General features: G+C 43.9%; 16 protein-coding genes, 16 tRNA genes and 1 rRNA gene. 1 reads left to right on the top strand and 32 read right to left on the bottom strand.

Annotated features, from left to right (window positions below; genetic code table 11):
- Positions 1 to 22: 22 nt before the first annotated feature.
- Positions 23 to 2035, bottom strand: coding sequence for a PBP1A family penicillin-binding protein (locus tag Hs20B_RS00165; protein ID WP_228407408.1), 2013 nt, complete (start codon positions 2033 to 2035; stop codon positions 23 to 25).
- Entirely contained in the window at positions 2004 to 2621 is a 618-nt protein-coding gene (gene recU, locus Hs20B_RS00160) for a Holliday junction resolvase RecU (protein ID WP_172354409.1), read from the bottom strand. The genes Hs20B_RS00165 and recU overlap by 32 nt, the downstream gene beginning before the upstream one ends.
- An 87-nt stretch (positions 2622 to 2708) precedes the next feature.
- Between recU and Hs20B_RS00155 the strand changes: the two genes are divergently transcribed.
- Positions 2709 to 3242, top strand: a complete 534-nt coding sequence (locus tag Hs20B_RS00155; protein WP_172354407.1) for an SLOG family protein — start codon at positions 2709 to 2711, stop codon at positions 3240 to 3242.
- Positions 3243 to 3294: 52 nt separating this feature from the next.
- Here Hs20B_RS00155 and sufB read toward each other — a convergent pair whose 3' ends face one another.
- The 30 genes from sufB to rrf form a co-directional block, all read right to left on the bottom strand.
- A complete protein-coding gene (sufB, locus tag Hs20B_RS00150) occupies positions 3295 to 4716 on the bottom strand; it encodes a Fe-S cluster assembly protein SufB (RefSeq protein ID WP_172354405.1) in 1422 nt (473 codons plus the stop codon).
- 18 nt (positions 4717 to 4734) lie between these two features.
- Positions 4735 to 6030: a tRNA guanosine(34) transglycosylase Tgt gene (gene tgt, locus Hs20B_RS00145; RefSeq protein ID WP_172354403.1), complete on the bottom strand. Its 1296-nt coding sequence runs from the start codon at positions 6028 to 6030 to the stop codon at positions 4735 to 4737.
- Between the two features lies 1 nt (position 6031).
- Entirely contained in the window at positions 6032 to 6493 is a 462-nt protein-coding gene (sufU, locus tag Hs20B_RS00140; RefSeq protein WP_172354401.1) for a Fe-S cluster assembly sulfur transfer protein SufU, read from the bottom strand.
- Complete coding sequence (locus Hs20B_RS00135; protein WP_308779955.1) at positions 6480 to 7721, bottom strand: cysteine desulfurase; 1242 nt, start codon at positions 7719 to 7721, stop codon at positions 6480 to 6482. The genes sufU and Hs20B_RS00135 overlap by 14 nt, the downstream gene beginning before the upstream one ends.
- Before the next feature lie 7 nt (positions 7722 to 7728).
- The gene (gene sufD, locus Hs20B_RS00130) at positions 7729 to 8991 is read right to left on the bottom strand and encodes a Fe-S cluster assembly protein SufD (RefSeq protein ID WP_172354399.1); all 1263 of its coding nucleotides are present in this window, start codon (positions 8989 to 8991) and stop codon (positions 7729 to 7731) included.
- 13 nt (positions 8992 to 9004) lie between these two features.
- Entirely contained in the window at positions 9005 to 9775 is a 771-nt protein-coding gene (gene sufC / locus Hs20B_RS00125) for a Fe-S cluster assembly ATPase SufC (protein WP_172354397.1), read from the bottom strand.
- A 92-nt stretch (positions 9776 to 9867) separates the two neighbouring features.
- The gene (locus tag Hs20B_RS00120) at positions 9868 to 11040 is read right to left on the bottom strand and encodes a glycosyltransferase family 4 protein (protein ID WP_172354395.1); all 1173 of its coding nucleotides are present in this window, start codon (positions 11038 to 11040) and stop codon (positions 9868 to 9870) included.
- Between the two features lie 124 nt (positions 11041 to 11164).
- Positions 11165 to 11830, bottom strand: a complete 666-nt coding sequence (locus tag Hs20B_RS00115) for an adaptor protein MecA (RefSeq protein WP_172354393.1) — start codon at positions 11828 to 11830, stop codon at positions 11165 to 11167.
- Positions 11831 to 11907: 77 nt separating this feature from the next.
- Positions 11908 to 12645, bottom strand: a complete 738-nt coding sequence (locus Hs20B_RS00110; RefSeq protein ID WP_172354391.1) for an amino acid ABC transporter ATP-binding protein — start codon at positions 12643 to 12645, stop codon at positions 11908 to 11910.
- Positions 12642 to 13328, bottom strand: a complete 687-nt coding sequence (locus Hs20B_RS00105) for an amino acid ABC transporter permease (protein WP_172354389.1) — start codon at positions 13326 to 13328, stop codon at positions 12642 to 12644. Before Hs20B_RS00105 ends, Hs20B_RS00110 begins: the two co-directional genes overlap by 4 nt.
- Positions 13329 to 13386: 58 nt before the next feature.
- The gene (locus tag Hs20B_RS00100; protein WP_172354387.1) at positions 13387 to 13758 is read right to left on the bottom strand and encodes a DUF4430 domain-containing protein; all 372 of its coding nucleotides are present in this window, start codon (positions 13756 to 13758) and stop codon (positions 13387 to 13389) included.
- A 76-nt stretch (positions 13759 to 13834) separates the two neighbouring features.
- Positions 13835 to 14974: an RNA polymerase sigma factor RpoD gene (rpoD, locus tag Hs20B_RS00095; protein ID WP_172354385.1), complete on the bottom strand. Its 1140-nt coding sequence runs from the start codon at positions 14972 to 14974 to the stop codon at positions 13835 to 13837.
- Between the two features lie 2 nt (positions 14975 to 14976).
- The gene (gene dnaG / locus Hs20B_RS00090) at positions 14977 to 16941 is read right to left on the bottom strand and encodes a DNA primase (RefSeq protein ID WP_172354383.1); all 1965 of its coding nucleotides are present in this window, start codon (positions 16939 to 16941) and stop codon (positions 14977 to 14979) included.
- Positions 16942 to 17008: 67 nt separating this feature from the next.
- Positions 17009 to 17096, bottom strand: a tRNA-Ser gene (locus Hs20B_RS00085).
- A gap of 64 nt (positions 17097 to 17160) precedes the next feature.
- A tRNA-Ile gene (locus tag Hs20B_RS00080) sits at positions 17161 to 17234 on the bottom strand.
- Positions 17235 to 17275: 41 nt separating this feature from the next.
- Positions 17276 to 17346 (bottom strand) — tRNA-Gly (locus Hs20B_RS00075).
- A gap of 18 nt (positions 17347 to 17364) precedes the next feature.
- Positions 17365 to 17437 (bottom strand) — tRNA-Phe (locus tag Hs20B_RS00070).
- Positions 17438 to 17470: 33 nt separating this feature from the next.
- A tRNA-Ser gene (locus Hs20B_RS00065) sits at positions 17471 to 17560 on the bottom strand.
- 9 nt (positions 17561 to 17569) lie between these two features.
- Positions 17570 to 17643: transfer RNA gene (locus Hs20B_RS00060), tRNA-Ile, on the bottom strand.
- A 16-nt stretch (positions 17644 to 17659) separates the two neighbouring features.
- Positions 17660 to 17733 (bottom strand) — tRNA-Met (locus Hs20B_RS00055).
- 39 nt (positions 17734 to 17772) lie between these two features.
- Positions 17773 to 17846, bottom strand: a tRNA-Pro gene (locus tag Hs20B_RS00050).
- A gap of 120 nt (positions 17847 to 17966) precedes the next feature.
- Positions 17967 to 18040 (bottom strand) — tRNA-Arg (locus tag Hs20B_RS00045).
- Positions 18041 to 18078: 38 nt separating this feature from the next.
- A tRNA-Leu gene (locus Hs20B_RS00040) sits at positions 18079 to 18164 on the bottom strand.
- 14 nt (positions 18165 to 18178) lie between these two features.
- Positions 18179 to 18250, bottom strand: a tRNA-Gly gene (locus Hs20B_RS00035).
- Between the two features lie 21 nt (positions 18251 to 18271).
- Positions 18272 to 18344: transfer RNA gene (locus Hs20B_RS00030), tRNA-Thr, on the bottom strand.
- Positions 18345 to 18396: 52 nt separating this feature from the next.
- Positions 18397 to 18478 (bottom strand) — tRNA-Leu (locus tag Hs20B_RS00025).
- Positions 18479 to 18482: 4 nt separating this feature from the next.
- Positions 18483 to 18555 (bottom strand) — tRNA-Lys (locus Hs20B_RS00020).
- 40 nt (positions 18556 to 18595) lie between these two features.
- Positions 18596 to 18668, bottom strand: a tRNA-Asp gene (locus tag Hs20B_RS00015).
- A gap of 2 nt (positions 18669 to 18670) precedes the next feature.
- Positions 18671 to 18743, bottom strand: a tRNA-Val gene (locus Hs20B_RS00010).
- Between the two features lie 31 nt (positions 18744 to 18774).
- Positions 18775 to 18890: ribosomal RNA gene (gene rrf, locus Hs20B_RS00005) — 5S ribosomal RNA — on the bottom strand.
- Positions 18891 to 18901: the final 11 nt, after the last annotated feature.

Below are 18901 nucleotides of genomic sequence, written 5' to 3'. Positions count from 1 at the left end.
ATCACATCATTAAATTGACAGTTTAGTTTGTAACGTTGAGTTCATTGTTGTAGCCGCGTGTGACGCCATCAGGCATGGTCCAATCCGGATTATTAGTCGTTGAAGCTAGGTAGGTCATCATTTCACGGTAAACATCAAGCGCCAAATAAAGTTTTGAGCCCCAAACTGGTGTCATCCGGTTACTATATCCTGACCAGACTGCCATCGAATACTTCGGCGTATATCCCACAAAGTTTTCATCTGGTGCAAGTGAACTACCATCATAGTAGCCATCAAGATTAGCCATGGCCTGATCGTACTCACTATCCGAGTAGTTCGACGTTCCGGTTTTACCCGCTTGATTAAGTCCTGGAATATAACCATTTGTCATCGTCCCATTTGTGATAACCCCTTTTAGCATATCAGTGATGACATAGGCTGTTGTTGCTTTCATCGCTCGAGTTTTAGTTGGTTTCAAATCTGTCTCTTTGCCATCAGAATCAACGATTTTATTGACATAGTAGGGTTTGGTATAAATGCCTCCCGAGCTAAATGCTGCGTAAGCTGCAGCCATTTTCTCTGTGCTTGCGCCCCATTGATTACCAGTTTGTGATGTGTTACTTGAAATGGCATTGGCGTACTCAAGCTGTGGATAGTTAATTCCTAAACCTGATAAAAAGCCTTTTGCCTTATCAAGTCCCACTGCAGCAAGCGTTTTGACCGCTGGAATGTTCCGCGAACCCCAAATTGCTTTTCTGACTGTGATATTGCCTTGGTATTGTTTATCCCAGTCATAGACTGGCGTATCCGTACCAGGATAGAGGTACCAGCTATCTGAGATGATGTCCCCTGTCGAATGGTAGACACCATACTCATAGGCAGGCCCATAGTCCGTAATGGGTTTCATGGTTGAGCCCCAGTCACGATTTGTCTGAACGGCTTGGTTGATCCCAAAGGTCACGTCTGTTGGCTGCTTACGCCCTCCAAGCTGCGCAATGACTGCACCTGAATTCACATCAACAATGGTTGAAGCGACTTGGAACAGGTCATCTGGGAAATTCACATACTGATCGGTATTAAAAATATCCCAAAGTTTTTGTTGTGCAGCATTGTCAAGCGGTGTATAAATTTTCAAGCCAGCTTTATCGACATCAAGTCCCGTTTTATCTTGCACTTCTTCGACGACCTGCTTGATGTAGTTATCCAGATAGCTTGGTATGGCTTTACTAACCGTTTGTGGTTTCAAGCCGTCTGTGATCGGTTTTGCAAGTGCCTCATTCATTTGCGTCTTGGTAATTTTCTCATACTTATACATGGCACGCAACACCATGTCGCGACGCGCTTTGGCAGCCTCAGGGTGTGCGTAAGGATCATACGAGTTCGGGGCCTGTGGCATCCCCGCAAGGAGGGCGATTTGTGCTAAATCCAGAGATTTGAGATCTTTTCCAAAATAGTTTTTAGCCGCAGTCAGCATGCCATAGTAACCATTTCCCAAATAGGTTTTGTTAATATAATAGGTGATGATCTCTTCTTTGGTGTTTTGACGCTCGAGGTTGACCGCCATCCATGCCTCTTGGGCTTTCCGCTTGATTGTCGCGTCTGACGCCTTGGTCGAGAAGAACGACAGCTTGATCAGTTGCTGTGTCAGCGTTGACCCACCTTGTGTGGTATCGTTTTGCGTGTTATGAATAACAGATGAAATGATTCGCAGCGGATCGACACCACGGTGCTTGAAGAAGCGGTGATCCTCGATAGAGGTCACAGCGTTTACAAGTTCAAGCGGGATATCTTTTGTTGCTGCAAGCTCACGTTTTTCAATGCCCAGGTCAGCTAGGACATTGCCATCCTTATCATAGATGACTGACGACGGTTTTGACTGAAGCTTAGATTCTTCAAGTTTTGGTGCATCTTTTGCGTAGTAAACAAAAAGCGCCACGCCAGCTGCAAATGCTAGAATAATTGCGGTGAATAGTGTGATGAGCAGCCATTTGACCACGCGGATGGCACGTAGTCTACCTTTATTTTTAGTTTTGCGTTGCTTTGAAATGAGACTCACCCCCTAAAATTTTTTGAATGCTATCAATGTACGGAATGCTAGGTAATTTATTGGTCGAGATTTCATAGCCTTGTTTTTCGATAAAAGCAAGAGAAATGGACTTCTGACCGTCATTTTTTTGATAAAAAGGAATCAGATCGCTAGCTTTTAACAAAAATGTTCGTGCTAGCGCAGAAAAATGCAGCAATACAAAGGCTAGGCCGTTCTGACTCAGAACGTTTGACATATGATTAATTTGATGCTCGTGGAAATTTTTTAACGGAAAACTTGTTTTATTTTGCGTTTCCTTGGCTTCAAAATCAAGATAATGTCCCTGATAAACGCCTGAATAATCTGTTGTCGACGCCTGACGGAAATAAGCTTCGGTGATCTTTGCCCGACTGCGCTTGGGATAGTCAACTTTGACAATCTGGATGGGTGTCGGTTTTTTATGGACAACAGCAATACCATGCGTCAGATAATAATCGTTTGTCGCATTGATTTCAGCTTCAAAATTCATACCACGTTTGCCGAAAGTTACCATTTTAGAACGTTTGACAACTTTTTTCGTTTGCGTAGCAACGCTACCGCTTGGATAATTGACCATTTCCCGTGCTCCTTCCCAGATTTTGACATTTTTCAAAATACAGTTATAATTATTATATCATAGTTTAGAACGGGAAAACATTACAATATGAAAACATTGCTCATTATGGGCTACGGCGCCTTTGATCTTGGGATTTTTGATGAAAAGGATGTCAAGCTGACAGTGATCAAAAAAGCCATTCGTAAGCAGTTAGAGCGTTTTGCTTCTGACGGGCTCGAATGGCTGATTCTCGGGGGAAACCTGGGATTTGAATATTGGGTATTGCAAGTCGCACTTGACATGAAAGCTGACTACGGTTTTCAACTTGCGAGCATTCTCCCGTTCAAAACGCACGGTCAGAACTGGAACGAGGCCAATCAGGAAAAGTTAGGGCTTTTTAAAACTGTTGATTTTGTTCAGTATGCCTATGATGCCTACGAAAATCCCGGCCAATTTCGCATTTACAATGATTTTTTGATTAGCAATGCAAATGGCGCCTATATTTTTTACGATGAAGAAAATGAAACCAAACTCAAATACGCCGTTGAAAGCTTCAAACAGACGGAAAACTTTCCCGTGACTTTCCTACGATTTGACGACTTACAGGAGATTGCAGATGAGATGAATGAAGATGAGTTTTGAAAAATCTGATAGCAAAAAAGCTTGTCATTTGAGATGACAGGCTTTTTTGTGTTTACCCGACAGAGCCTTCCATTTCATAGCTGATCAAGCGGTTGAGCTCGACTGCGTATTCCATTGGGAGTTCTTTTGTGAAGGGCTCTACAAATCCCATGACGATCATTTCTGTCGCTTCTGACTCACTCAGACCGCGGCTCATCAGATAGTAAAGTTGCTCTTCTGAGATTTTCGACACCTTAGCTTCATGTTCCAGCGCCACTTGTGAATTATGGATTTCGTTGAACGGAATCGTGTCAGATTTTGACAGGTCATCCATGATAATCGTGTCACACTCGATGTGGCTGACTGATTTTTTACTTGCGGGATTAAAGGTCACTTGCCCACGATAGTTCACTTCCCCGCCACCTTTGGCAATGGACTTAGACACAATTGAGCTGGATGTATTTGGCGCATTGTGGATCATTTTTGCCCCAGTATCTTGGATTTGAGAGCGGTTGGCAAAGGCGATGGACAACATTGTCCCACGCGCACCAGGCCCGTCCAGATAAACTGCTGGATATTTCATGGTAATGGCAGCACCTAAGTTACCATCAATCCACTCAACTGTGGCATTGTCAAGTGCACGCGCACGTTTTGTCACAAGGTTATAAACGTTGTCAGACCAGTTTTGAATGGTTGAGTAACGCACGTAAGCACCTTCAAGCGCAAAAATCTCAACAACAGCCGCATGAAGCGAGTTACTATTATAAGTCGGCGCCGTACAACCTTCAACATAGTGCACACTCGCGCCTTCGTCAACGACGATCAAAGTCCGCTCAAACTGACCTGTATTTTCATTGTTAATCCGGAAATAAGTCTGCAGCGGAATATCAACTTTGACGCCTTTTGGCACGTAGATAAAGGTTCCACCTGACCAAACAGCTGAGTTTAGCGCAGCAAGTTTATTATCAGTAGGCGGCACAAGTTTTGAAAAATATTTCTTAAAAATCTCGGGATATTCTTTCAACGCTGAGTCTGTATCTGTAAAGACGATGCCAAGTTTTGTGAACTCGTCTTTCATATTGTGATAGACCACTTCTGACTCGTACTGCGCTGATGCACCCGCAAGATAAGCACGCTCTGCCTCAGGAATCCCAATACGTTCAAATGTTTCTTTGATTTTTTCAGGCACATCATCCCATGAGCGTGCAGGTTTATCTGACGGTTTTTGATAGTAAATGATGTCATCAAAATTGACTTCTGACAAGTCAGGGCCCCAGTCTGGAAGATCAATCTTATGATAGGCCTCAAGTGATTTGAGCCTAAAATCGAGCATCCACTGTGGTTCATCTTTAGCTGCTGAAATCTCGCGTACAACGGCTTCTGTCAGACCACGACCCGTTGAGTAAACCGGTGTCACATCATCGTGAAAGCCAAATTGATAATCACCCAAATCTACTGATTCGATGTTGGGTTTAATAATAGTATCTTCTGCCATATGTTACTACCTTTCGTATTAGTGAAATGCTTCTGGACTCGTATAAAGAAAATCTTGCGCACGTTCCTTGCCATAATAACGAACAAGAAAGTCACGTTTATAGGCCCAGAAAGCACTATCCGAGTCATTTAGTTTCTGACGAATGTCTTCAACCGTCTTGACAACAAACCGTTCATTGTGAATGCTTGCAAGCACCATGCCAGTCACTTCATTTGCCTTAAACAAATGACGGACATAGCTCTTAGTATGGTTCTGACAAGTATAGCAATCGCAATCCGCATCAATCGGCGTAAAATCGTCTTCAAACTTTTTATTTGTAATATTGATGCGCCCATCATAAGTGAAAATCGCACCATTTCTCGCTTGACGAGTCGGCGCCACACAGTCAAATGTGTCACAGCCAAACTCGACACCAAGAAACAAATCAGCAGGTTGCGCCCCCATACCAAGCAAATGACGTGGTTTGTTTTCTGGCAACGTCTCATTGATCCATGTCAGAACATCAGGCAACTCCTCAGGCTGAAAAGTCCCGCCAATGCCAAAACCGTCAAACTGTTCACCATCTTCAAGTGTCAAACCGCCAAGAAATCCCGCACTTTCACGCCTGAAATCTTCCTCACGCGCCCCTTGTACAACGCCAAACAACGCTTGAAGTTTGTCCCCTTTTTCAGTATGTTCAGCATTGAGCGCCACATGGCGGCGCAGCGAGCGCTCAGCCCACGCATGTGTGGTATCAAGCGCTGACTTGATCTGCTCGCGTCCCGACAAGGGTGACGTCAACTCGTCAAAAGCCATATGAATATCCGCTGCAATCTGATGCTGCAACTCCATAGAATACTCTGGCGTCATGAAAATCTTGTCGCCATTTAAATGGCTCTTGAACCAGACGCCTTCTTTATTGACTTTGGTCAGCTGTTCAGCGCTCATGACAGCATTTTCTGACGAGCCTTTGGTCGTGTGACTGGTTGCGTCAAGTCCTTTTTTATAGGCCATACCCAGTGAAAAGACTTGAAAACCACCCGAGTCCGTGTACATCGGCTTGTCATAGTTCATGAACTTGTGGATGCCGCCTGCTTTTTCGAGTAAGTCTGCACCCGGTCGCAACATGAGATGATAGGTATTTGATAAAATTGACTGTGCGCCAAGGGCATTGATTTCCGCATTTGTTAGCGTTTTCATGGTTGCTGCTGTCGCAGCGCCAATGTAGGCTGGCGTCTGAATATCGCCATGCGGCGTCGAAATCGTACCACTTCGTGCCAATGTATTTGGTATTTTGCGTTTGATGTCAAACGTAATTGCCTTATTTTGCGTCATATTAGTGTCCTGATAGATTGGCAACTTCTGCGCTGCCATTATTTTCTAGGGCTTTTTTAAGCGCATTCCATGCTAATGTTGAGCATTTGATACGCTGCGGAAATTTTGCCACGCCTGATAAAAGTGCAGCATCACCCAACTGTTTCTGACGATTGTCAGCTTGTCCTTGGACCATTTCTGAAAAAATCTCAGCTAACTCGAGCGCTTCTGACGATGATTTTCCGATAACGGCATCTGTCATCATTGAGGCTGAGGCCGTAGAAATACTGCAACCTGAGCCATCAAAAGCAATATCAGAAATCGTATCGCCATCAAGCTTCAGTGACAGTTTAATCACATCGCCACAGGTTGGGTTATTCAGATCCACCGTCGTGCCATCCAGCAATTCCCCGCGGTGATGCGGGTGACCTGAATGGTCAAGAATGACCTGACGGTATAGATTGTCTAGTTTAGAGAGTGCCATTTGAGAAAAACTCCTTGGTTAACTTGATTGCTGAAACTAACTTATCGCAATCTTCATAAGTATTGTAGATGTAAAAACTTGCCCGTGCCGTCGCAGGCACGTCTAGATAGTTGATCAGAGGCTGCGCACAATGGTGTCCAGCTCGCACTGCAACGCCTTCCATATCAAGTGCCGTCGCCACATCATGCGGATGCAAATCGCCTAGATTAAAGGAAATCACACCAGCACGCAAGCTATCATCAAGCGGACCATAGATCGTTAGCCCATCAATTTCACGCAGTTTTGGCATGATGTAAGCAATCAAATCTGCCTCATGCGCATGAATCGTGTCCATACCAATCTCTGTCAGATAATCAACAGCCGCACCAAGACCGATCGAACCTGCGATATTTGGCGTTCCCGCTTCAAATTTCCAGGGTAATTCTTTCCAAGTCGCCGTTTGTTCGTAGACAAAGTCGATCATCTCACCACCAAATTCGACAGGGGACATTTTGTTGAGCAAGGCTTCTTTGCCATAAAGTACGCCGATACCGGTCGGCCCTGCCATTTTGTGCCCACTAAAAGCAAAGAAATCACAGTCTAAATCTTGCACGTCAATCGTCATGTGCGGCGTCGATTGGGCGCCGTCAACTACCATGATAGCCCCATGTTCGTGGGCTATCTGCGCAATTTCTTTGACGGGGTTAATTACACCAAGGACATTGGAGACGTGCGTGATACTGACAAATTTTGTTTTGTCTGTGATTTTTTTCCGCAAATCTGCCATATCCAAGATACCATCTTTTAGGTAGACGTATTTTAGCACAGCACCTGTTTTTTCCGCTGCTTGTTGCCATGGGATGACGTTTGAATGGTGCTCCATGATTGAAATCACGATTTCATCGCCTACTTTAAGCGATTCTTGGGCAAAACGTGCCACCCAGTTGAGTCCTGTCGTCGTCCCGCGTGTAAACAGCACTTCCTTGCGCGATCCTGCATTGATAAAAGCACGAACTTTGTCACGACTCGCCTCATAGTCTGCGGTTGCACGCTCAGCAAGCGTATGCACGCCACGGTGAACATTGGCATTATCCTGCTCATAATAGGCACGCACGACGTCAAGTACCTGCGTGGGCTTCTGCGTCGTTGCTGCATTATCCAGATAAACCAAAGGCTCGTCGTTTACAATCTGATCTAATATTGGAAAATCCTTGCGGATTTTTTGTGTGTCAATTTTTTTAAGAGCCATAGTACTCCTATCTTTTATCTAACTTACTTTCAATCACATCAATCATCTCATCACGTACAGCTTTGACAGGAATTTCGCCAATCACTGCACCCAAGAATCCGCGCACAACCAAGCGTTCAGCGGTATCTTTGTCAAGACCGCGGCTCATCAGATAGTACATATCCTCTGGATCGACCTGACCGATAGAGGCTGCGTGCCCCGCTGTGACGTCGTTTTCGTCAATCAAGAGAATCGGATTCGCGTCAGAACGCGCCTTGTCTGACAGCATCAAAACACGCGATTCTTGTTGCGCATCAGCACCTTTGGCGCCTTTGATGATGTGACCAATGCCGTTAAATGTCAGCGTTCCAGCCTCCAAGATGACACCGTGTTGCAAAATATGTCCAATCGAATGCGGCGCATAGTTTGTCACACGTGTGTCGATGCCTTGGACTTGCTTACCTGATGAAATGGCAACAGCCTTGAGCTCAGCATGAGAGCCTTCCCCAACTAAATCACTATCAAAGTCAGCAATTACATCTCCTTCATTCATGACGCCAAGATTCCAGTCAATCTGAGCGTTCTTGCCCAGACGACCACGGCGACTGATAAAGGTTGTGACATTAACACCTAAGCGGTCAATTGCTGAAAACTTGACTTGTGCACCTTCAAGCGCCACAACTTCAACGGCGATGTTAGCTGTATTTTTGATACTATCATGACCCAGACTTTCAAAACGCTCCAAATATGATAACTTAGCATTTTTTCCGACAATGATCAAAACGTGTTTATTAAAGGGTACAGCCTCATCAGAATCCTGATAGAACAGACCTTCGACTGGCATGTCAATTTCAACATTATCTGGCACATAAAGCACCGCTGCACTATTGAAATAAGCTGTATGATAGGCCGTCAGCTTATCTTCGTCAAATGGCAAAGCAGATCCAAAAAACTGTTCAATCACGTCAGGAATCTCAGTCAAAGCCTGATAAAAATCTGTGAAGATCACACCTTTATCGGCTAACTCTGGTGAGTTTTGCTCAAAAACGGTTTGGGTCCCAACTTGAATCAGTTTGGGATTTTCGCCTAAATTTGTAAAGTCAGGCACATTTGCAGAATCACTAGATTCTGATAACTCGCCCTGACCAAACTTCCAGCGGTCAAGCTTGACACGTTGAATAATTGGCAGATCAAGCTCGCTTATCTTATCAAAAGCGTCCCTACGACGCGCTTGTAGCCACTCTGGCTCAGCATGTGCTTGTGAGAAAGCGATGATAGTTTCTTTCGTCATATTAGACCCCTTCTCAAGCTTCTTCTTTGTAGTCAATACCAAGTTCTTTTGCGATACCATGGTAGCCTTCGCTCTCAAGGCGTGCAGCAAGCTCAGCCCCGCCTGTCATCACGACACGGCCCTCCATCATCACGTGCACCACGTCAGGCGTGATGTAGTTAAGCAAGCGTTGGTAATGCGTGATGATTAAAGCGCCAAACTTGTCGCCACGCATGGCATTAACACCCTTAGAAACAACTTTAAGCGCATCAATATCAAGGCCTGAGTCGATTTCATCCAAAATGGCAAATTTGGGCTCTAACATGAGCAATTGTAGGATTTCATTGCGTTTTTTCTCACCACCTGAAAAGCCTTCGTTGAGATAACGTTCCGCCATGTCCTCGTTCATGTTGAGCAAGTCCATTTTTTCGTCCAATTTTTTGAGGAAATCCATGACACCAATTTTGTCATCTTCTTCGCGTCCAGCATTCATAGCTGCACGCATGAATTCAGCATTGGTAATGCCTGCGATTTCACTTGGATATTGCATGGCCAAAAAAAGACCAAGACGTGCACGCTCATCAACAGCCAAGTCCAAGATATTTTCACCGTCAAGTAGGATTTCTCCTCCCGTGACTTCAAAGTTCGGATTGCCCATGATGGCAGCAGACAAAGTTGATTTCCCTGTCCCATTTGGCCCCATGATTGCGTGAATTTCGTTAGTATTTATGGTCAAATTTACACCTTTGAGGATTTCTTTCTCCTCAACACGTACGTATAAATCTTTAATCTCTAATGTAGACATAGTTCTCCTCCAATAATTAAGTATAGCATATCTATTCTTCCCTATTTTAACAAAAAATCAGACAGAAAAAAATTATTCTGTCTGAAAATTTACTACTTTTTGTTTTTTTTCTTAACTTCCTGCCTGTATTCCGCATTTCCGACTAATTTAACCAAATTTAAGAGCGGTGTCCGATCTTCTCCCAAAACACCAATCAGCTCAATCAGAACTTCCAAACCAATCAGGCTAAAGAAAATCAAGAAAGTACCGCCCCAACGCGATGACACGTTCAAAATCAACGCCACAAACGAAAAGATACTTGCAATGCCGTAAATCACGAGAACTGCGGCATGCTGCGTCAAGCCAAGGTTTAAGAGTCTGTGATGCAAGTGCATTTTATCAGCCTGAACCATGCTACCACCATTGAGCTTGCGGCGAATCATCGCAACCACCGTATCTGTCAATGGCACACCTAGGATAATCATCGGTGTCAGGACTGCAACAGCTGTCGCATTTTTCAAGCCTTGCAAAGACAAAACAGCAATCATAAAGCCTAAAAATAAAGCACCCGTATCCCCCAAATAAATCAAAGCAGGATTGAAATTAAAAGGAAAGAAGCCAGCAATCGCAAAGACAAGCACGAAAATCGTAATCGGCAGATAAACATTTGGCGTCTTTAAAAAGAAATAAGCAACGAGCCCCATAGTAGTCAGGCTAATGATTGACACCCCACTAGCAAGACCGTCCAAGCCGTCAATCAAATTCACAGCATTTGTGATGGCAAGAATCCAGAAAATCGTCGCCAAAAACGACAACCATGTCGGAAATTCAAGGAGTGGCCCACCAAACGGGACTTTGAAATTATCTAAATGACTATGGGTGAAAAACCAGATGACACAGGCGCCTAAAATCTGCCCGAAAAGCTTTGCTTTAGCACCCAACTCGACAATATCGTCAATGAATCCTGTTAGCGCAACGATTCCACCACCTAAAACAAAAGGCCAGATATAGCGAAAATAAGTCGCATCGACAAGTTTGCTATTGGCTAAACCGACAAATCGTGGCAAGACAAATAGCGTAATCACTGAAAACGCAACAAAAATCGCAACACCACCTGCTGATGGCATCGGTTTTGTGTTAATGCGGCGCGCATTTGGATTATCCACCGCACCTATTTTTCGTGAAACAACCACCATGATTGGCGTCAAAATCAAAGCAATAATGGCTGTCACAAGGAGTATGATAATATATTTAACTGTAAATGGCATTTCTGTTATGTTTTGCATATATCATCATTATACCAAATTTTCTGGTGCTTGCCGTGTTTGAATTTGAAATTTTTACGCCTATTTGAGTGATAATGAGACAAAAGACCCAGCAAGAATGTTACGCATCTGCTGAGTCTTTCCTTTATATATGTTGCAGGTTTTCAAGTGCTTCTTCCCTAAAGACGCTCACGCCATGCTCTAGCAAGGTTTCCCGTGAAAAGTCAGACTGATCACCATACTCTAGCATTCTAGCACGCAAGAGTCCCACTTCGCGCGCCCCTTTAAGTTTTTGATTATCCAATATGGTCAGGTAAAACTGATCTTGAAATTGGAAAAGCTCTGATTCTTCAACATCTTCGATGACAGCTTTGCTAAGCTTGACAGCCTCAGAAATCTTTTGAAACTTGATGATAAAATAGACATAGTCAGCATTATCATCCATCAGATCAAAGTTAGGCTTGTCCTGACCAGCATCCATCATGCCTGCAAGGTCTCCCATTTGATCCATCGCTTCGTCCATCATTTCTTGCAAGCCTTCAGCACCTTCTGGAAACTGCATATTTTCCATATTGACTTCTTCAGTGACCAGTAAGTCAACACCCATCGGATGCGGCCTAACTTGGAAAGTCATCATGCCAGAGTTAGCAAATCTATCCTCGATTTCGAGCTCACTAACCAATTCGTAGAAAAGTTTTTCAACCATGCCTTGATTGACCAGAAAATCACTCATTTTCACATCGTGCTCTTTCAAGTCGTCAAATGTCAGGGATATTTTTATCGTTTTTTCGTTTATTTGTTTATATTCCATTTGGCTAACCTCGCCTTTCGTTTCAACATTCATTATAGCATAAAAGCGCTGAATATGAGCGCTTTGGAGATTTCAAATTAGAGAATCTGTGCTAAAAATTCTTGCGTCCGAGCTTCTTTTGGATCGTCAAAAAGTTCTTTTGGTGGCGCTGTTTCGACGATTTTACCGTCAGCCATGAAAATCACACGATCAGCAACTTCTTTTGCAAAGCCCATTTCGTGTGTGACGATGACCATTGTCATCCCATCTTTGGCTAAGGTTTGCATGACGTTTAGGACTTCACCAACCATTTCTGGGTCGAGCGCACTTGTTGGTTCGTCAAATAGCATGACATCAGGGGTCATGGCAAGTGCCCGTGCAATTGCGACACGCTGCTGTTGACCGCCTGATAAACTTTGCGGGTAACTTTCAGCCTTATCAGAAAGCCCAACTTTTTCAAGCAGCTCCCGTGCCACGCTCGCTGCCTCATCTTTGCCTAGTTTACCAGTATTGATTGGCGCAAGCGTCAGATTTTCAAGGACAGTCATATTTGGAAACAGATTAAACTGCTGAAAAACCATGCCCATTCTTTCACGGTGCTTAAAGACATCTACTGTTTTGTCAGCAATGTTTGTGCCTTCAAAATAGACCTCGCCTTTTGTCGGCGTTTCAAGCAGGTTCATAGTCCGCAAAAATGTTGATTTTCCTGATCCTGACGGACCAATCATCACGACAACCTCGCCTTTTTTGATCTGAATATCAAGGCCTTTTAGGACTTCGTTTTTACCAAAATATTTGTGTAAATTTTTGATTTCAATCAGGTTTGGTGTGGTCATTTGGTGTATCCTTTCCCGAGTTTTTTCTCAAGCAAGTTGATTAAACGACTGGTGATAAAAGTCACAACAAAGTAGTAAACGGCAACTAAAAGCCATGGCGACAGGCTTTGGTAGGTCGTTGAGCTTGTCGTCTGCGCCCCATTATAGAGCTCCATAACACCAATCGTCGCAAGAAGGGAACTATCTTTGATGATGGTCACAAATTCATTACCCAAGGCAGGTAAAATGTTGCGAATCGCTTGTGGCAAGATGACTTTTAACATGGTCTGACGTGGCCGAATACCTAGTGAATAGGCAGCTTCCGTCTGACCTTTTGGCACGGCGTTAATTCCACCACGAACAATCTCCGCGACATAAGCGCCTGAGTTCATTGATAAGACAATAATCCCTGGCACCAGACGCGACAAATCCTCCGTCAGAATGCCCAACTGAAACTCGGGCAAGGGAATCTTACCTAGCACTTGAAAGCCTATCATGATTTGCACCAGCATTGGCGTACCGCGAAAAATTTCGATATAGACGTTAGCTAACCAGCGCAAAATTCGGACTTTTGAGAGCTTGGCTAGGGCAATCAACGTCCCTAAAACAGTCCCAATCACCACGACAAAAGCTGAGATCAAAAGGGTGATCACTAAGCCATCATTAAAATACGGCAAAAACTTATCAACAAAACTAAAACTCATATTTATTCACTTTCCGAAAACCAATAATGTCCTCATTATACCATATTTTTTTGACTATTTATTCAAATTTCCCCAAATAAAATTCAATTTTATCACCATTTCTGACGGGCGTCTCAGCAGCCCCCTTGTCAGAAAGCTTACCATTGACCTTAAACAGCCAGTAGAGATTTGATTTTTCAACTTGTGAAATATCGTCAATTTTTGTGATGACACCTGATTCAACCGTGACTTTACTTTCTGACTTAAGACAATCTAAAACTGTTTCATCTGTTGTCACGATCAGATTCTTGTAAGTTTTGACTGTTTTCTTATCAAACTGGATCGTCAGAGTTGCATGACTTGCGGTTTGTGTTTTCTGTTTTTCCTGACAGCCCGTCAGAAAGATGATTGAGATAATGATACTAAATAATGTAACTAATACTTTCTTCATACTCTCTATTTTATCAAAAAAAATAAAAGATGGCGTCTACCATCCCTTATTTTAGCTTAATAACATCTTTTTCAGACTACATGAAATCTCGTAATTGTTTACTGCGACGTGGATGACGCAATTTTTTGAGCGCTTTTGCTTCAATCTGTCGAATTCGTTCACGTGTGACTTTGAATTGTTTGCCAACATCTTCAAGCGTGTGCATCCGACCATCGTCTAGCCCAAAGCGCATGCGCAAAACATTTTCCTCACGATCAGTCAGCGTATCCATGACTTCATCAAGCTGTTCACGCAACATTACACGATTGGTATAGTCCACTGGGCTTTCAATTGCATCATCCTCGATAAAATCACCCAGATGCGAGTCATCTTCTTCACCGATTGGCGTTTCGAGAGAAACTGGTTCTTGCGCAATCTTTAAAATTTCTCGAACGCGTTCAGGCTTGATGTCCATTTCAGCACCGATTTCCTCAGGACTTGGATCACGACCTAAATCCTGCAGCAATTGCCGTTGGATACGGATCAATTTATTGATTGTTTCAACCATGTGGACGGGAATACGGATTGTTCTTGCCTGATCAGCAATCGCGCGTGTAATCGCCTGACGAATCCACCATGTCGCATAGGTTGAAAACTTGAAACCTTTACTATGGTCAAACTTGTCAACAGCTTTCATCAAGCCCAGATTACCTTCCTGGATTAGGTCTAAAAACTGCATGCCACGACCACTGTAACGCTTAGCGATTGACACAACCAGACGCAAGTTGGCCTCAGCAAGCATTTGCTTTGCCATCTCGCCTTCTTCACCACCTGCGACAATCGCCTCAGCAAGCTTTGTTTCTTCATCAAACTTGAGCAGTGGGAAGCGCCCGATTTCTTTTAGATACATCCGAACAGGATCATCGATGCGGACATTGGTCACGATTTCTTCAATTTCCTCATCGGCTTCTTTTTCATCAATCTTAGACGTTTCGAGCGCCATAACAGACGGCTCACCTTTTTTGTCAACGATTGAGATACCTGCATCTTGGATTTTAGTCAGCAAAGCTTCGATGCCATCAGCGTCCAGCTCAAACTCTGTCACGAGCTCCGTCGTGATATCGTCGTCAACTGCCTGACCTGCTTTTTTATGGTCACGAATAAATTCAGCCGTTGCCACGTTAAAGGCTGATCCGACTTTTTTATTTTCTTTTTTTACTACTTTTTTTTCTGCCAATGTTATACCCCATCTTGTTGTCTAAGCGCCATGAGTTGCATGATTAATTGTAACTCGAGTTGTTTATTACCAGCCTGTTTTGCTTGATCAAGCTGACTTTCTAGTTCTACTTTCTGAGAGGCCTTTTCAGCCTGTTTCACATTTGCCACGAGATCTTGAACTTCCTCATCAAGCACCTCATCAGGCACATGAACCGTTGCAAGTATCTCATAAAGTGTTTCAAGCGCATCGTCAGCGGCGTTATCAGTCAAGTAATCGATAAATTCAGAAACTTCAGCATCGGCAGTCTCGACAACCCTAGAAGCGTCACCAGACGAAAATACGATAAGTGCATCATAAAGGACCTGATAACGCTTATGCGTCAAGTGAAAATCAGCTTCTGACGCAACAAGCGCACGCACAGACGGATGATGAACCATCCGATGCAATAGCTGCATCTCGGACATCTCAACACGCGACATTTTTTTGATTGGAGATGCTGTTATTAGCGTCCTATCCTGTGAAAATACTGGCTGAAAGTCCGACAGTTGCTGAGCGTTATTGGTCTCATCGGGCGGTGGAAGAGGAATCTGACCAGCCGCATACGCATCATCATACGCATCATCATAACCACCAAATAATCCATCAAATTGAGAAACGTCAAACGTATCAGGCTGATTTTGCTCTTCTATCACATTCTGACGCCGTAAGTTGACAGCCTGCTCTACTTGATTATACTCGAAATCAGGTAAAATCTCAACTAATCGCTTTATATAAGCATCTTGCGCCGTCAGAGATTGAACAACAGCGATTTTTGGCGCCATCAGATCGATAAAATCAAGCTGAGACTGTAAATTCGTCATATTCTCAGGTCGCAAATAATCAATCAAAAACTCAACAGGTGCCAAGCGGCTATTGACCATCAGAGCAGCTAGTGCATCAGGATAACGTTTGCTATACTCATCTGGATCAAGCCCTTCAGGTACACGCACAACGTCGACGTCTTCATGTTCAAGTAGATTCAAAGCCTTGAAAATCGCATTTTGCCCAGCAGCATCGCCATCATAGACTAGTACAAATTTCTCAGTCAATTGCTTCAACCGTCTGACGTGAGCAGCTGTAAGTGCTGTTCCCATACTTGCAACAGCATTTGAAATGCCATTTTGATAAGCCGCAATGACATCCATAAAACCTTCCATCAAATAAACTTCATGCGTTTTTTTGATGACAGGTTTTGCTTGATTAAGATTGTAAAGTGACTCTGACTTATTAAATATCGGCGTTGTCGTCGAATTTTTATACTTAGCAAGCTGTTTGTTTGATAGATCATCGGGCTGCCAAATTCGCCCAGAAAAGGCAATCACTTGACCAAACTCATTATTAAGTGGAAACATGATCCGCCCACGAAAACTATCAAAAATTCGATTTTCAGCAAACGTGACAAGTCCCGAGTTAACAAGCACATCCTCCTCAAATCTTGTTTTAACACTCTGATACAAAAAGTCCTGATCAGACAAACTCAACCCGATATTAAACTGATCAATCTCCTCATCAGAAATACCGCGTTCAAGTAAATATTCCCGTGCCCTTACGCCTTCCTCAGTCGAGGTTAAAACTGTATGATAGATTCTTGCAGCTTGATTATGTAGCTCGTAAAGCGCCTGATTCGGATCTTCACGCTTTGAACTCGGCACAAGGTCAAGCACAATCCCTACACTGTCTGCAACTTCTTTGACAGCGTCAATAAACGACTCCTGCTTATACTCTTCTAAAAATTTAAAGACATCACCAGATTTACCGCAGCCAAAGCAGTGAAAAAACTGTTTACCCTGAATCACATTAAAACTCGGCGTTTTTTCTCCATGAAATGGACAAAGTCCCACAAAATTCCCACCAGACCTCGATAAATGTACATATTGTGAAATCACATCCACGATATTGACACTAGCTTTTATATCAGCAATTTTTTCTTTATCAAGACGAGCCATAACACCTCTCATATCCCATAATTGGTCAAAAAAACGTCTATTCATTATTTGAAATAGACGTATACGACGGAGAAGACAGGATTCGAACCTGCGCACCGGTTTCCCAGTCTAACGATTTAGCAAACCGTCCTCTTGAGCCTCTTGAGTACTTCCCCAACTTCTTTATTATAACATTTTAATTCTAATTTTGAAAGTGCTGATACAACCACAACTTTCTGATGGGCACAAGTGGACTCGAACCACCGACCTCACGCTTATCAGGCGTGCGCTCTAACCAGCTGAGCTATGCGCCCTAATCATACGATTAAGGTCCATTTTTTATTTTAAAACGGAAAGCGGGTGACGAGAATCGAACTCGCGTAGTTAGCTTGGAAGGCTAAGGTTCTACCATTAAACTACACCCGCACGTCTAAACGACAAATATGGCGCGAGACGGAATCGAACCGCCGACACATGGAGCTTCAATCCATTGCTCTACCAACTGAGCTACCGAGCCAATTAAATCACTGTATAAAACATACAATATTAAAGGAGGATTAGGGATTCGAACCCTAGCACGCTTTTACACGTCTGACGGTTTTCAAGACCGTTCCCTTCAGCCAGACTTGGGTAATCCTCCATAAAAAAGTGGACCTTGTTGGGCTCGAACCAACGACCGCTCGGTTATGAGCCGAGAGCTCTAACCAGCTGAGCTAAAGGTCCAACAGTAATCCAAAAATAGCGGCGAAGGGGATCGAACCCCCGACCTCCCGGGTATGAACCGGACGCTCTAGCCAGCTGAGCTACACCGCCAAAGTGTAATAACATAACTGCTCTAATACACGCAGTCAATCGGGAAGACAGGATTCGAACCTGCGACACCTTGGTCCCAAACCAAGTACTCTACCAAGCTGAGCTACTTCCCGTGGTGCTGATGTCTTCATGACATATGAGATAATTTAAGAATTGCTAAGCACTTCCAAACTAGCTTACACCAAAATTCCCTTCACTTACAAACTAAGTTCGTAATACCCAGAAAATTTTGATGCACCCAGCAGGATTCGAACCTGCAACCGCCTGATTCGTAGTCAGGTACTCTATCCAGTTGAGCCATGGGTGCGACTCTTTAACTCATCATACCTAGTCACCCAGATACAATGCCGAGGACCGGGATCGAACCGGTACGAAGGTTACCCTTCGCAGGATTTTAAGTCCTGTGCGTCTGCCAGTTCCGCCACCCCGGCTTTCCTCTAGCTTAAGCGAAAGACGGGGTTCGAACCCGCGACCCCCACCTTGGCAAGGTGATGTTCTACCACTGAACTACTTTCGCATATCTATTTATTTAGTTAAATGCCGGCTACATGATTTGAACACGCGACCCTCTGATTACAAATCAGATGCTCTACCAACTGAGCTAAGCCGGCTAAGGCATTTGTTACTCAATGATGAGTAACGCTCTTGTCTTATCTAAGACAATGCGGATGAAGGGACTTGAACCCCCACGCCGTTAAGCGCTAGATCCTAAATCTAGTGCGTCTGCCAATTCCGCCACATCCGCTTTATGACCCGTGCTGGGCTCGAACCAGCGACCCATTGATTAAAAGTCAATTGCTCTACCAACTGAGCTAACGAGTCAAATCTTTATTGCTTTTAGAACATTCTCTAATGTTCCAAACGGTCTCGACGGGACTTGAACCCGCGATCTTCGCCGTGACAGGGCGACGTGATAACCACTACACTACGAGACCTATGGGAGTTGACGGGATCGAACCGCCGACCCTCTGCTTGTAAGGCAGATGCTCTCCCAGCTGAGCTAAACTCCCAAAAAAGAGGCTACTACTAGTCTCCTTTTTCGCTTGGCACCGACCATATCTCACAGGGGGCAACCCCCAACTACTTCCGGCGTAATGAGACTTAACTACTGTGTTCGACATGGGAACAGGTGTATCTCTCATGCAATTAGCACCAAACTAATTTCTTT

Source organism: Pseudolactococcus insecticola, from assembly GCF_011170065.1.
GTDB lineage: Bacteria > Bacillota > Bacilli > Lactobacillales > Streptococcaceae > Pseudolactococcus > Pseudolactococcus insecticola.
The sequence above is the reverse complement of the archived record's forward strand: the minus strand, read 5'-3'. Positions and strand labels throughout refer to the sequence as shown.